This is a genomic window from Desulfobotulus sapovorans DSM 2055 (assembly GCF_059569355.1).
Window position 1 is genome coordinate 1 of record NZ_JCANVJ010000022.1, and the last position, 12,250, is coordinate 12,250.

The window sequence follows — 12,250 nt, forward strand, 5'->3', positions numbered from 1 at the left end:
GACCGGATCAAGGCTTTTCTGGCCGACAAGGCATATGACGCGGCCCGGCGAGTCCTGGATGTTCTGGAGAAAGCAGATGTGGAAGCCGTGATTCCTCCTAAACGAAGTCGCACGGATAAGCGCTTATATGACAAGAAATTGTACAAAGAACGCGCCCTGATTGAAAACTTTTTTGCCAGACTCAAGCAATACCGCGCCATTGCTACTCGATACGATAAGCGGGCCGTCGTTTTTTTGGGTGCCATACACTTGGCAGCTTCCGTCATATGGCTTAACTGATGACACGCCCTAGATAGTGACGAAATGGCATGTGGGATGCTCCGTCACTAATTGTACAAAGGACTGTCATCATGGGATTTTTAAATAATTCAAAAATCGATGCAGCCGTACCATCAGAAAAACGAATCACCCTCCGGGATGGGGACGGCCTCTTCCTAGCGGTGGAACCATCCGGGAAAAAGATATGGTTTTTCCGATACTCGTTTCAAAAAAAACAGCAGGATATGAGGTTGGGGGAATATCCTGGGCTGGGCATAAGGGCTGCCAGAGACAGGGCCTTGTCTCTCAGGAGACTGATTGCCGACGGCAAAAACCCCAAGGAAGAAACCCGAACCGAAGAGGAAAAAACCTTTGAGGCCATCGCCTCCAGGTGGCTGGCCAATGTCCATGGGCGTGAGGTGAGAGAGAGCCATCAGGAGAGAAACCGTCTGCTGCTGGAAAAGCATGCGTACCCATATTTCAAAGGAAAACGGCCCGACCAGATTACTGCGCCCATGATTCTGGCCCGGCTTCAGGTCATCTGTGATGCTGGTTTTCTTGTCACGGCCCAGAGGGTTAAAAATCTGATGGGACAGGTGTTCCGGTACTGTGTGGGACAGGGCATGGCGGAGAGAGACCCCACGCAGGATCTCCGGGGTCTGCTGCCTGTCCGGAAGGTTGAGCATTTTGTAGCGATCCTGGAGCCGGTGGAGCTGGGTGCGCTGCTTCGGGCCATGGACGGCTACACCGGGAGTCCGGTGATCAAGGCCGCCCTTCGGCTTTTGCCTATGCTTTTTTGCAGGCCTGGAGAACTGCGGCATATGCGCTGGGCCGAAATTGATCCGGCAAGGGCCCCTTGTGGAGCGGGCGAAGATCTTCATGCTCTCCACCCCCACCACGGAGAACGGCCCCATCTGGAAGTTTATGGAAGAGGAGGCGGAGCTGATCTTTGACTGGCAGGTTCGCTGCCCGGACTGCGGCAGGGAGCAGAAGATGGCCTTCAGCCGCATCCGATGGCCCGAAGGCAGCGCTGCGGACGCCTCCCGGGTGGAATCCCAGCATCTGGCATGGTACGAGTGCAGCCACTGCCCCTCCCACTGGGACGATGAAAAGCGGGACATGGCCGTGCGCCACGGCAGATGGCGCTCACGGGATAAGGGCCTTTCCATAGCCGCAGCCCTGCAATCTTCCCGCCCCAGCCGTGTGGGCGTGCATTTTCCCGGATGGAATTCCCTCTTTGTGACCCTTTCGGAATGCGCGGCCTCCTTTCTCCGGGGGCTTACCAGCAAATCCGCCTTAAGGGATTTCTGGAACAACTATGCCGCCGAACCCTGGAAGATTGTTTTAGAATCCACCTCCGAGGCCGAAGCCCTCAAGGCCCGCTGCACCCTTGCCCCCGGCATGGTGGCCAATGAAGCCGTGGCCCTCACCTGCGGTATCGATCAGCAGCACGGGGGCTATTTCTGGATGGTGCGCGGCTGGGACAGGCACTTCAACTCCTGGCTGGTGGAAAGCGGATTCTCGCCGGACGAGGCGGATCTGGATCATCTTCTCTATGAGCGGAGCTGGCCCATCGACGGAGAACCGGGCCTGCGGATGAAAATCTGGCGGGCGGCCAGAGATTCCGGCGGCAATGCCTACGACACGGGCCAGACCATGCGGGACGAGGCCTATCTCTGGCTGGACAGCCGCTGGGGCCTCTGCCGTGGGTGTCAGGTCTGGGTGACCAAGGGCGCATCCACCAGCCTTCCCACCTTCAGCAAGCTGGGCAACCCCCTGCGTCAGACCCGATCCGGCAAGAAGCTGCGCTCCGACGCGCGCCTCATGCTGCTGGATCCCAACCGGCTCAAGACCTCCTTTTTCGAGCGTCTGGAAAACGCCATTCAGGGCCGTGGCCATGCGGGCTATCTCCATGAGGGCGTGGCTGAAGGATCGGACTATCTGCGCCAGATCACAGCGGAAGAGCTTCGGGAAGAGGCCGGGCGGCAGGTCTGGGTGCAGCTCAGAAAAGACAATCATTTTCTGGATTGCGAGTGCATCGCCCTGGCTCAGGCCCTCTGGGAATGGCCCGGCGGCGGCGTGAACCTTCTTCAGGATCGGGTGAATGTGGTGGAAGAAAGCGCCCCGCCGCCTCCGCCCCGGAGACCGAAGGGGGAAAGGCCGGAGAAGGGGCGCAAACTTCCCGGCTGGCGGGACAGGATGTGAACCATGGAATTTTTTACAACGGACAGAATAAAGGAGGCAGCATGAAACCCAGCCCTACGGCCCTTGTGGGCTTAAAAGAAATTTGTGCCTATGCGCGGATGAGTGCGCCGAGGCTGAAGATTGCCATTCAGGAGCATGGATTTCCTGCCCGGCAGATCATCGGAACGGAGTGGCAGTCGGACATGCAGCTGGTGGATGAATGGCGGCGGGAGAGGATTGGGCGGGGCGCTGCATGAAGGGAAACAGAATATTACCATGCGCATCTTTAACTATGATACCCTCTACATCTGTATCTATGTTCGATTTTGACCATTCATGGCTACACTCAGGACAAACATATAAACTTCCATCATCATATGTATAGGTAGAATTGCATCTTGGGCAATTTGGATATTCAATCATCTTTTATTTTCCTTTATTTGGCTAACGCCGCGAGTTTATGGCAACCAAAAATGCTTAGCAACTTTCTTAAAGTGCCTTTCAGACGACTCATACTTAAAATGTGTTTTGGCTACGATCAAATCGAGATTAACAACAATAGTTTTTGCTTCCTTCAGAGACTGCAAAGTATCATTCCATTTCAACTTGAAGTCCTCGTTATTGAATGTTCTTCTTTCTTTATGATCTAATTTTACTTGATTATGAGCAATCATTTTGTCTCGCGCTGATTGAAGACATTTAAAGTGATTGCTATTGAGAAGATTTTCAAAATTTTTGATGACTTCGTTATATTTATCTTCAAATAATTTTATTTTTTCCGAAACCTGAATTGTTTCGAATATTTCTGTCAATGCTTCATCATGCTTCCCGTCTTGTCCCAAATATTGATAATTTTCTAAAATACAGAATCTTGAATGCAGTTCCTTTCTGACAGAACTATCACTTATTTGACCGATGATACAACGTAGACTGGCAACCTTTTCATGAGCGTCGGATGTGAGAGATGCAATATTTACTGCAAGTGATTCATACAAAGTATTTCTAACGATGTCTAATCCTTCAGCACCAAAGCAATTGTCTCGTTTCGAAACAACGTCTTCATCAAACAATAACTTTTCTAACAAGGCCTGTTGTTCAAAAGCATAGAGTAGTTTTTTCCTCACAATCGACACGTACTCAGTGATTTTTTCAATTCGTTTCTTCATGATTTTTCTGGCGCCATCGTTTGAGTTATGTCGCAGCATCTACAAACACATACTCTCTGTGCCATTTCATGTACTTCGCATGAGCTGACGTGAGGTGTGCCTTAGCCTCATTGGAGCATCCAAGCGCTTTGTAGACGGAGTCTGGCAACGATTTTGATATCAGAACATAACCCTCATCTGTGAAAGAGATCAGTCCTTTGTCAAATAGAGCATCAAAGTTTGGTGATAGAAGAAGGCCATTAAACTTGTCGAGGCGCTCAGCGTTCGTAGAGTCTCGCCATGGCTTGATGTGTGACGCACGAAGAATATTGACGTAGTCACAGCCAGAAACGCAGCATTTGCCCCACATGGCAATAAGGCTTTCACGAAACGAGCCCTGTCCGATGCGAGCCTTTACCAACTGCTTTTTTTCTGTCTCGGTTAGGTCGGGATCTCGAGAAATATCGTTCTCAGCATTGCGCTCAAGATAGTCGAAAACATCTTGGGTCACCCAATATTTTCTTTCGACGCCAAATGTTCCCGTCTTGGATGGATTAACCCCAACTGATCCACAGAATTCAATGTACGCTTTTTCTAGTGTAGCGTTTGTATGCGGCCTAACTCCAAGCACCTGATTTATTGCGGCGTTTGTAATGCGCCCATCTCTGATTGGATTGCTTGCATGGGTTGCCAACTTGTTGTTGATGTATCCAATAAATCTTGATGGTGCGAATGAAAGCCCGGCTTGAGATTCGTATGGCAAGAAGCAGGTCCCGCGCTTAATCAGTGCACGGTATTCCACTTGTGTCTCGTCACTTGATCTCCGTCCTCGTTCCAACTCAGCAATATTACTTTTTATCTGCTCAAGGGTGCCGACGACGTTCATTTGAATGACTCCATTTTAGCGGCATAACGGGGCGGCGGATCAGCTGCAAAGCCGTAGGCAAGCTTGCTTGCCGGAGGATTTGTCTGCTGAATCCGCGTGATGGTCGGCGCGGAGCGCCGGGCAGCATGCGGATGGTATCCGGCGCCCCGATGGCGCGGCGCGAAGCGTCCGCGCCATCAAAATATTATACAGATCCGTATAACATGCAGAAAGTGACATTATACAGCCCACTACACCCTCAAAAAAATGCTCATTTCTACTCCACCCATCCGATCCTGACAAGCCCCCGCGTCCTTTTTCCGTAGTTTTCCGCCTTTTTCCCCTATCCGCAACAGCGTCTTGACATTCCATTCCGGTCTGGGTACTGTTTTCATGCTGCGGCAAAAAACCGTAGTCGGGATTAGCACCCCGAACATCCACGGCGTTCAGCGCCCCCCATATAAGAAATGCAGGCGCATTTTTTGCGCTCTCGCTTACCCTTATGGCGGAGCTGTACAGGCCTTCCTCGGAAGGGCCGGGAGCCGTGAGACCGGTAGTGCTAACCTGTACAGTTCCGCCGCCCCTGTTTAGCACCAGAGCGGCGGATTCCATCCCTTTCTTTTCTCACGGAGGTACACCATGGAAAACGCTCCCGCCAGTTTTGATTTTCAGGAAAAATCCGTCCGGACAATCACCAATCCCGATGGCACCATTTGGTTTGTTGCACGGGACGTCTGCGAAGCTTTGGAAATTTCATGGATGGGCAAAAAAACCCTTGCCAGCATCCCGGAGATATGGTGCCAGGTCGGGAGTTTCCCTACTAGGCAGAAAAACCAGCACGGGGAATCCGGCGTAACGGAAAAAGATGTCATCCTCATCAACGAACCCGCCCTGTACAAGCTGGCCTTCCGATCCAACAAACCCGCCGCCGAAGAGTTCACCAACTGGGTGGTCTCGGAAGTGCTTCCCGCCATCCGCAAAACAGGCCGTTTCTCGGTGACGGCTCCGGCCCTTGCCACGGAAGCCCCGGACAGGGAAGACCCGATCCGCCTTGCCCGCAAGCTCGTGACGTAGATGAACGTCATCCTCCGGGATATGCCCGCCCTCAGCCGCCTGTATCAGGATCTGGGCATTGCCGTGAACGATGTCCTCCGCACCCTCCGCACCCTCTGCGTCCTCAGCCCGGACATCCACCACGAAGCCTATCTTCAGTCCCTCCTGAATCATGATACCGCAGCAAAACCCCGGCACTGATCCATAAACAAAGCCCCTGCATCCTTTTTCGGTGCCGGGGCTTTGTCTTGTCCGGGAGTGATCTTTTTCCCCTTTTCCATCGGGTGAGGGCGTAAAAAACCATTGCCAGATAAGCCGCAACTGAATTACAGTTGCAAAAAGTGGAACCGAATACAAAGGTCTCTCCTGCATATGGGAAAAAAAGAAAAACTTCTGAAAAGACTCTTTTCCAGACCCAGAAATTTTACATGGGATGAACTGGTTTCCCTTCTGAAAGCCCTTGGTTTTGAGATCCTTCAGGGCAGCGGTTCCCAGTGTAAGTTTGTCCATAAAGAAACACAAACCATCATCAGTCTTCACAAGCCACATCCGGGCAATGAACTGAAAATGTATGTAATGGATCAGGTAATTGAAAAATTATCCGATATGGGTGAATCCGATGAAAGGTCTTTTTAAGTACAAGGGGTTTTATGGCTCTTCAGAAATAAGCCATGAAGACAATGTACTGCATGGAAAAATTGAGTGCATCCATGATCTGGTCACCTACGAGGGGGAAACGGTGGAAGCACTGCGTCATGCCTTTGAGGAAGCGGTGGAGGATTATCTGGAAACCTGCAAAATGCTTGGCAGGGAGCCGGAGCGTCCCATGTCCGGAACCTTTAACGTGCGCATCGGGGAAGAGCTGCACAAAAAGGTCTCCCTTGCCGCAAAGGGTTCGGGCATGAGCCTCAACGACTATATAAAGAAAACCCTTGCCGAAAAGCTGGAAAAAAAGCCGGAACTGCACATGCATTTTCACTGGAAACATGAGCAGACAAGCACCTTTTCTTCCAGATCCGGCAGGGAGACGTCTTCCCGTAAGAATGTCCTGAATTTTCAAAGGAGGGCAAACTGAATGCTGCACCATGTGAAATATCTGGGGCATGAACTGACGGCAAGCACCTTCCGGCTTCTTCAGGAACCGGACAATGATGGCCAGTACAGCTATGCCATAGAGGCCCACGATTCCGTCGTCATCGATGAGGTGGCAGAGGATGAGGAAGGCACCGACAGCCCTGTCCGGCATCTCACCATCCCCATGACGGCCACGGTAAAGGGCCTTGAAGCAGAAAGGGAGGTCTTTACCATTGGCCTGCGCTTTCTGCTGCGGTTTGAGCTGGGAAGAGATTTCAGCATGGATGAAGAGGCCCTGTCTGAAAGCTCCTGGTTTTTCATGAACTTTGCCCATGTGGCGGCCAAGGAAATGATTGACGGCATGTTGTCCCATACGGTTTTGAGGGGGACATTTATGCCTGCACACAGAAGATCCGCAGACTAAAAAAGCGCAGCGTCTTCTCCGGACTGCCTTTCCAATGAAAAAAGCCCCTGCATCGTTCGGTATGGGGGCTTTTTATGTCCTAAAAAAAGAATCATATTGCATTTTCTGCAAACTTTATGCAGAAATCAGTTTTAAATTATGTTTCACCCGACCCGGAGGCCGTATGCTCATCGAATTCAATGTTGCCAACTACCGTTCCTTCTGGGAGTCCCAGCACCTCCAGATGACAGCCAGCACCGCAGCGGAGCTGAAGGAAAGCCATACCTTCGCGCCTGCCTCCAAAGAAACGCTGCGGCTTCTGCGGTCTGCGGTGGTCTACGGGCCAAATGCCTCCGGCAAAAGTAACCTGATCAAAGCCCTTTCCTTTATGCGGGAAATGGTGCTGCATTCTGCTCAGGGTCAGGAAGGAGACGCCATCGATGCCTCTCCCTTCCTTTTCCATGAAAGCGGAGACAGCCTGCCCGGTGAATTTGAGGTGATCTTTATTGTGGACGGGGTGCGCTATCAATATGGCTTTGCCGTGAACCGCCAGAGGATTGTGCATGAATGGCTGCTGGCCTATCCCCAGAGCAGGGCGCAGCGCTGGTTTGAGCGTTCCTGGAATGAAAAGGCTCTGGCTTACGACTGGAAATTCAGCACCAGTTTCACAGGCACCAGAAAGCTCTGGCAGGAGGCCACCCGCGCCAATGCCCTTTTTCTTTCCACCGCCATCCAGCTCAACAATGAGCAGATGAAGCCGGTTTTCCACTGGTTCCGGAAAATTTCCATCATTCCCCACAATGCCATCATGCACCGGGCCTTTTCCGTTGAGCACTGCCAGAATGAAGCGCATAAACAGGCCCTCCTTGAACTGCTGAATGCGGCGGATCTCAGCATCAGGGATATCCGGTGTGAAAAAAAGGAACTGGAAAAAGAAGACCTGCCGCCGGGTATGCCCAGAGAACTTCGGGATAAATTTCTTTCTGATTTTCCGGGAGGAAAGGTTGTCCGGGTCTTTCTGGGCCACCAGATGGAGAATTCCGATGCCATTGTCTGGCTGCCTCTGGAAGAGGAATCGGACGGTACCCAGAAACTTTTCGACTATGCAGGCCCATGGTTAGATGGCCTGAAGAATGGGCGTATCTTTATGGTGGATGAACTGAACAACAGCCTTCATCCCCATATTCTGCGGTTTATTCTGGGGCTTTTTCACAATGCGGCGCTGAACCGTGAGAATGCCCAGCTCATTTTCACCACCCATGACACCACCCTTCTGGATCAGGAAATCATGCGGCGGGATCAGATCTGGTTCATGGAAAAGGACAGGCATAATGGCAGCCGTCTCTACCCCCTTTCCGATTTCAAACCCCGCAATACGGAAGCACTGGAAAAGGGCTATCTTCAGGGCCGGTACGGGGCCATTCCCTTTATCGGCGAGGTGAGGTTCTGATGGGAACGGACGATCTGCATCATAAAAGAAAGGAAAGACGGCTTTCCTCCCTTGCCAGGGAAAGGGCAAAACGCGCCCCCTACGAAAGCGTGCTGATTGTCTGTGAAGGCGAGAAAACGGAGCCTGCGTATTTTGAGGCCATGCGGAAGGATCTGAGGCTGAGCAGCGCCAATATCCGTGTGACGGGAGATTCGGGTTCCGCTCCCATCCGTGTGGTGAATTACGGCCTTGAGCACCACAAAAACTATGACAGGGTTTTTTGCGTTTTCGATAAAGACCGGCACGGAAGCTACCAGCCTGCTCTGGACAGGCTGAAGGGGAAAAAACTTCCGAAAATCCGGGCCATTGTTTCAGCGCCCTGTTTTGAATTCTGGCTGCTGCTGCATTTTGAAAAAACCACAAGGAATTTTGATACAAAGGGAAGCGGCTCCGTCTGCGAAAATGTCATTGCCGCCCTCAGAAAACCGCGCCTGTATCCGGACTATGCCAAGGGCCGTGGGGATGCCTGTTCCCACCTGAAAGACCGCCTGCCCCAGGCCATGAAAAACGCCAGGGAAGTGCTGGCCCTTTGTGAACAGTCCCAAAGCTGGGAAACCTTTACGGAGGTGCATCTGCTTGTGGAGTATCTGCAAAACCTGAAAAAGTAGGCTGATGCCCCCCCGTCAAGCAAAATCAGGCCCCATTCAGCAAAAAAGCCCCCCATCCACGCCCATCTGAGCACCCTGTAAAAAACGCCCCCCATCCCGGCCCTATACTCCCCGCCTATCCCCAAGGCAAGGCCGTTATGCCCTTCCAGATGCTGGAACTTCTCAAAACAGAAATCTGGGCCGCTGCGCCTTCGGCTTTAGATGCCCTGGCTTCGGCTCTGCGTCCCCCTACTCTTGCCTCTTTTTCCCAGGCCCCCGATCCGGAGCCTTTCACCCGCTCCGGCGGTATTGCTTTGCTGCCAGTCACGGGAATCCTGTCTCCGGATTACGGCTATGCCGGGGCCTTTGCCCCCCTTCGCACGGGGTACAGGGGCCTGCGCCAGCAGTTTGATCTCGCCATGGCAGACCCCGGCATACATACCCTGCTGCTCTGTTTCAACTCCCCCGGCGGCACGGTGCAGGGCTGCAAAGAGCTGGTGGATCACATGGCTGCCGCTAAAACCGCATCGGGTAAACGGGTCGTGGGCTATGTGGACGGGGCCTGCATGTCTGCGGCTCTGTGGCTTTCATCAGTCTGCGATGAAGTCGCCGCCCCGGCCACGGCGTTACTGGGCAGCATCGGCGTGTTGCAGATCCATGCGGAATCAAATAGCCCTCTTGGTGAGGATCGGGGTGAGGGCCAGACAACAAAGGAGACGCGGCGTGCGGATACCGGAAGAACTTTTTAAAGCCTGCATGGAAGTCGCACCCGCTGTTCTGCTGGCCATGCTGGGAGGGATGGTGAGGATGCTGCAAAACCCAAAAGCCTTTTCGTGGTGCTGGTTTTTCGGCGGGCTGCTCATGAGCGCTTTTGTGGGCATCCTCGTCTTTCTTCTCATTGCCGAGGCCGTGTCCCCCAACTTCCGGGCCGCTGTCTGTGGTGTGAGCGGGTATTCCTCCGCCCAAATTCTGGGTCTTCTGGAAAAAAAGGGGGGAGCTGACTTCTTTTAGCATTAGTGCTCGGTTCCAGCATACACCCACATAGGTTCTGTTTTTCCTGCACGAACAAAACCTACGGACTGGTAAAATGCTATGGCCTCACCGTCGGCAGTCAGCATTTGCTGATGAAAATTTCCGTAAATAGAGTGCATGGCTTCGATCATCTTTCTACCCACCCCCTGCCTTTGATATTCAGGATGAACGAGCATATGCGGATAGTAGACAACCAGGTAACCATCAGAAATGGCATTCGCAATACCAACCAATGCACCTGAAATTCTAGCCGTAACCAAGGTATGTGAATTCCTTAATGCAGGTAAAAGCAGTTCTGGTTTTTCAGCAGATGACCAATGATTTAAACGATATAAATTAATAACTTCAAGCTCATCGACTGTACCGTTTACTTCGATTTCAATATCCATTTTTTCTCTTTTTTATGGTCAATGGGCGGCGTAAAAATAATCTGGCCTCCTTTACGCCATCATTTTTTCAAAACGAAAGAAGTAATCTCCGCCTATCATATCATCTTGTATTTTTGGATCTTTATGGTGATGATTGAAGAACTCAACAGCTGCAAAACCACAACGATTAATATAAAAATGAATATTCCGTTTTTCAAAATATGGAGTAATCGTTTCCCATGCCTTTGTATCAGGATACCTTTTCTCAATTGCAGACCAAATCATTTTACCAATACCTCGAGAATGGGCACCATTTTTTACATATAGAAAATCGAGATGATTATGTCTTGTAGAATCATCAATAACGACAATTGCGCCACCGACAATCTGCCCATCAATAACTGCTTTATATGCGGCAGCACCCTTTTTTGAGAAAGAACTGTCAATATCCTTTTCTGGTAGAATTTGACCATCCAAATCCGAGAATTCAGAGGCAGCTCCCGTTTGGAATGCTTCCTGCATATCTTTTTTAAACACTTGCATATCCTCTGGACATAGAGGAAAAAGCTCAAATATCATTTTTATTGTCCTCATACAGCAGAATCAACTTTAGGGCCTGCTTTCAATTCTGTATAATTTACAAACTGAAAAAATTACGCTGTCCCCCTCACTGCACCTCTAAAAACGACCTTTTTCATACCCCACCCACCCCAGCCTGACAAGCGCCAGTTACATTTCCCGTATTTTTCCATTTTTGTTGCCATCCGCAAAACGGGCCGCTACGGCGCTGCCGCTCCCGTGACCATAACCCATGGCGATGAGGGTCTGATTCTCCTTGCACAGCACCTTGTCCGGAGGATAATGGTATGCTGGCACACTTAAGCACCCTGAGCCAGCTTCATCAGAATATGGTGGTATCCGTAAACAATGTCCTGCGGACGGTCTGTGTGCTGAACCCGGAACTTCACCACGAGGCTTTTGTCCGATCCCTCCGGAGTCAGGGCGGCGGAAAGTAAGCCTTTTCTGATTCCACAAAGAAAGCCCTTGCATCTTTCCGGTGCGGGGGCTTTTCTGTCTGATACAGGAGGAAAAAAGGGCCGGTTCTGCACCGGGGCAGGCGTTCCTTTGCTTTTCATTCAAAAAAAACCTTGTACTTTGGAGTTTTCCATTTCACATGAATGGCCGCAAAGTCGGAATCCCCCAGAGCCGTTGTTCCGATGGGCCTCACAAGGGGAGTTGCCTTCAGGATGTTCCGCCGCTGTTCCGGAGACAGGCGGATGAAGGTTTCCGGAGAGAGAATCTCTTCATCCAGCCCGGTTATTTCCATAACGCTTTTATGCTGTCCCACCGGGGCCTCCTTCTCCTGCTTCCTGATCTTCCATGATGCAGCGCGGAGCTGTTTTGAGGCTCATGGGCGCTGCAAATCAATTTCGATAGCCACCATCTCCTGGCAGGATGCGGTGTGAACGGCTCAGGGGGGAGCCTCGGCCCTGCTGCGGGGGCCATGATCATGCAGTTCAATGAATCCGTCCCCGGAGACAGCAGGATCATCGGGCATATTGCCTTTGGGGAGAATATCACCGTAACGGAAGGGGTCATGTTCCAGCTTAAAAACATGGGCTTTGACCTGAGGCAGGGAGGATAAAATGGCCTTGCAGCGATGGGCGCGGGCGACCATTGACGGCGGCACGGAGCGGTGCTTCCGGAACTCTGCGAAAAACTCCAGTTTTGACGCCATGGCACGGTCTTCGGGACAGGGGCGAAAAACACTGTGAGCAAGAATACGGTGCTC

The 12,250-nt window shown here is 51.6% G+C and carries 23 protein-coding genes; 16 read left to right on the plus strand and 7 right to left on the minus strand.

The genetic code is table 11. The features are described 5' to 3' along the window. From BR04_RS13085 to BR04_RS13100, 4 genes are all read left to right on the plus strand, one after another. On the plus strand, positions 1-279 hold a 279-nt coding region (locus BR04_RS13085; RefSeq protein ID WP_496356466.1), incomplete at its 5' end, for a transposase. Positions 280-350: 71 nt separating this feature from the next. Further along, positions 351-1,211 (plus strand): tyrosine-type recombinase/integrase, encoded by an 861-nt coding sequence (locus tag BR04_RS13090; protein WP_496356467.1) that lies wholly within the window; start codon positions 351-353, stop codon positions 1,209-1,211. After that, positions 1,138-2,463 carry a terminase gpA endonuclease subunit gene (locus tag BR04_RS13095; RefSeq protein ID WP_496356468.1) on the plus strand — a complete coding sequence of 442 codons (1,326 nt, stop codon included), beginning with the start codon at positions 1,138-1,140 and terminating at the stop codon, positions 2,461-2,463. The genes BR04_RS13090 and BR04_RS13095 overlap by 74 nt, the downstream gene beginning before the upstream one ends. Before the next feature lie 41 nt (positions 2,464-2,504). Further along, positions 2,505-2,699 (plus strand): hypothetical protein, encoded by a 195-nt coding sequence (locus BR04_RS13100; RefSeq protein ID WP_496356525.1) that lies wholly within the window; start codon positions 2,505-2,507, stop codon positions 2,697-2,699. On the opposite strand, the gene BR04_RS13105 is transcribed toward BR04_RS13100, so the two are convergent. The 3 genes from BR04_RS13105 to BR04_RS13115 are packed head-to-tail and all read right to left on the minus strand — an operon-like array spanning position 2,620 to position 4,473. Further along, positions 2,620-2,865 carry a hypothetical protein gene (locus BR04_RS13105; RefSeq protein WP_496356469.1) on the minus strand — a complete coding sequence of 82 codons (246 nt, stop codon included), beginning with the start codon at positions 2,863-2,865 and terminating at the stop codon, positions 2,620-2,622. The genes BR04_RS13100 and BR04_RS13105 overlap by 80 nt on opposite strands. A gap of 35 nt (positions 2,866-2,900) precedes the next feature. Then, positions 2,901-3,608 carry an AbiU2 domain-containing protein gene (locus BR04_RS13110; protein ID WP_496356470.1) on the minus strand — a complete coding sequence of 236 codons (708 nt, stop codon included), beginning with the start codon at positions 3,606-3,608 and terminating at the stop codon, positions 2,901-2,903. Between the two features lie 25 nt (positions 3,609-3,633). After that, positions 3,634-4,473: an HNH endonuclease gene (locus BR04_RS13115; protein ID WP_496356471.1), complete on the minus strand. Its 840-nt coding sequence runs from the start codon at positions 4,471-4,473 to the stop codon at positions 3,634-3,636. A 618-nt stretch (positions 4,474-5,091) separates the two neighbouring features. Here BR04_RS13115 and BR04_RS13120 point away from each other — a divergent pair. From BR04_RS13120 to BR04_RS13160, 9 genes are all read left to right on the plus strand, one after another. After that, on the plus strand, positions 5,092-5,526 hold the full coding sequence (locus BR04_RS13120; protein WP_496356472.1) for a BRO-N domain-containing protein: 435 nt from the start codon (positions 5,092-5,094) through the stop codon (positions 5,524-5,526). Then, positions 5,527-5,706 (plus strand): hypothetical protein, encoded by a 180-nt coding sequence (locus tag BR04_RS13125; RefSeq protein ID WP_496356473.1) that lies wholly within the window; start codon positions 5,527-5,529, stop codon positions 5,704-5,706. A gap of 171 nt (positions 5,707-5,877) precedes the next feature. Then, positions 5,878-6,141 (plus strand): type II toxin-antitoxin system HicA family toxin, encoded by a 264-nt coding sequence (locus tag BR04_RS13130; protein ID WP_496356474.1) that lies wholly within the window; start codon positions 5,878-5,880, stop codon positions 6,139-6,141. Further along, positions 6,125-6,580, plus strand: coding sequence for a type II toxin-antitoxin system HicB family antitoxin (locus tag BR04_RS13135; RefSeq protein ID WP_496356475.1), 456 nt, complete (start codon positions 6,125-6,127; stop codon positions 6,578-6,580). The genes BR04_RS13130 and BR04_RS13135 overlap by 17 nt, the downstream gene beginning before the upstream one ends. Further along, entirely contained in the window at positions 6,581-7,003 is a 423-nt protein-coding gene (locus BR04_RS13140; protein ID WP_496356476.1) for a hypothetical protein, read from the plus strand. 163 nt (positions 7,004-7,166) lie between these two features. Then, positions 7,167-8,432 carry an AAA family ATPase gene (locus tag BR04_RS13145; protein ID WP_496356477.1) on the plus strand — a complete coding sequence of 422 codons (1,266 nt, stop codon included), beginning with the start codon at positions 7,167-7,169 and terminating at the stop codon, positions 8,430-8,432. Then, complete coding sequence (locus BR04_RS13150) at positions 8,432-9,079, plus strand: RloB family protein (RefSeq protein ID WP_496356478.1); 648 nt, start codon at positions 8,432-8,434, stop codon at positions 9,077-9,079. Before BR04_RS13145 ends, BR04_RS13150 begins: the two co-directional genes overlap by 1 nt. A gap of 137 nt (positions 9,080-9,216) precedes the next feature. Beyond that, positions 9,217-9,807 carry a Clp protease/crotonase-like domain-containing protein gene (locus tag BR04_RS13155; protein WP_496356479.1) on the plus strand — a complete coding sequence of 197 codons (591 nt, stop codon included), beginning with the start codon at positions 9,217-9,219 and terminating at the stop codon, positions 9,805-9,807. Further along, positions 9,782-10,069 carry a phage holin family protein gene (locus BR04_RS13160; RefSeq protein ID WP_496356480.1) on the plus strand — a complete coding sequence of 96 codons (288 nt, stop codon included), beginning with the start codon at positions 9,782-9,784 and terminating at the stop codon, positions 10,067-10,069. Before BR04_RS13155 ends, BR04_RS13160 begins: the two co-directional genes overlap by 26 nt. 2 nt (positions 10,070-10,071) lie before the next feature. Here BR04_RS13160 and BR04_RS13165 read toward each other — a convergent pair whose 3' ends face one another. The 3 genes from BR04_RS13165 to BR04_RS13175 all read right to left on the minus strand — a co-directional run bounded on the left by BR04_RS13165 (position 10,072) and on the right by BR04_RS13175 (position 11,334). Further along, positions 10,072-10,479, minus strand: a complete 408-nt coding sequence (locus BR04_RS13165; RefSeq protein ID WP_496356481.1) for a GNAT family N-acetyltransferase — start codon at positions 10,477-10,479, stop codon at positions 10,072-10,074. A gap of 51 nt (positions 10,480-10,530) precedes the next feature. Beyond that, positions 10,531-11,037 carry a GNAT family N-acetyltransferase gene (locus tag BR04_RS13170; protein ID WP_496356482.1) on the minus strand — a complete coding sequence of 169 codons (507 nt, stop codon included), beginning with the start codon at positions 11,035-11,037 and terminating at the stop codon, positions 10,531-10,533. Between the two features lie 150 nt (positions 11,038-11,187). Beyond that, the gene (locus tag BR04_RS13175) at positions 11,188-11,334 is read right to left on the minus strand and encodes a hypothetical protein (RefSeq protein WP_496356483.1); all 147 of its coding nucleotides are present in this window, start codon (positions 11,332-11,334) and stop codon (positions 11,188-11,190) included. On the opposite strand from BR04_RS13175, the gene BR04_RS13180 reads away from it, so the two are divergent. Continuing rightward, positions 11,325-11,474 carry a hypothetical protein gene (locus tag BR04_RS13180; protein ID WP_496356484.1) on the plus strand — a complete coding sequence of 50 codons (150 nt, stop codon included), beginning with the start codon at positions 11,325-11,327 and terminating at the stop codon, positions 11,472-11,474. The genes BR04_RS13175 and BR04_RS13180 overlap by 10 nt on opposite strands. Positions 11,475-11,590: 116 nt before the next feature. Here the strand turns inward: BR04_RS13180 and BR04_RS13185 are convergent, their stop codons facing one another. After that, positions 11,591-11,806: a hypothetical protein gene (locus tag BR04_RS13185; RefSeq protein WP_496356485.1), complete on the minus strand. Its 216-nt coding sequence runs from the start codon at positions 11,804-11,806 to the stop codon at positions 11,591-11,593. A gap of 114 nt (positions 11,807-11,920) precedes the next feature. Here BR04_RS13185 and BR04_RS13190 point away from each other — a divergent pair, with 114 nt between their 5' ends. Continuing rightward, on the plus strand, positions 11,921-12,103 hold the full coding sequence (locus BR04_RS13190; protein WP_496356486.1) for a hypothetical protein: 183 nt from the start codon (positions 11,921-11,923) through the stop codon (positions 12,101-12,103). Between the two features lies 1 nt (position 12,104). Then, the gene (locus BR04_RS13195) at positions 12,105-12,233 is read left to right on the plus strand and encodes a hypothetical protein (RefSeq protein WP_496356487.1); all 129 of its coding nucleotides are present in this window, start codon (positions 12,105-12,107) and stop codon (positions 12,231-12,233) included. Positions 12,234-12,250 lie beyond the last annotated feature (17 nt).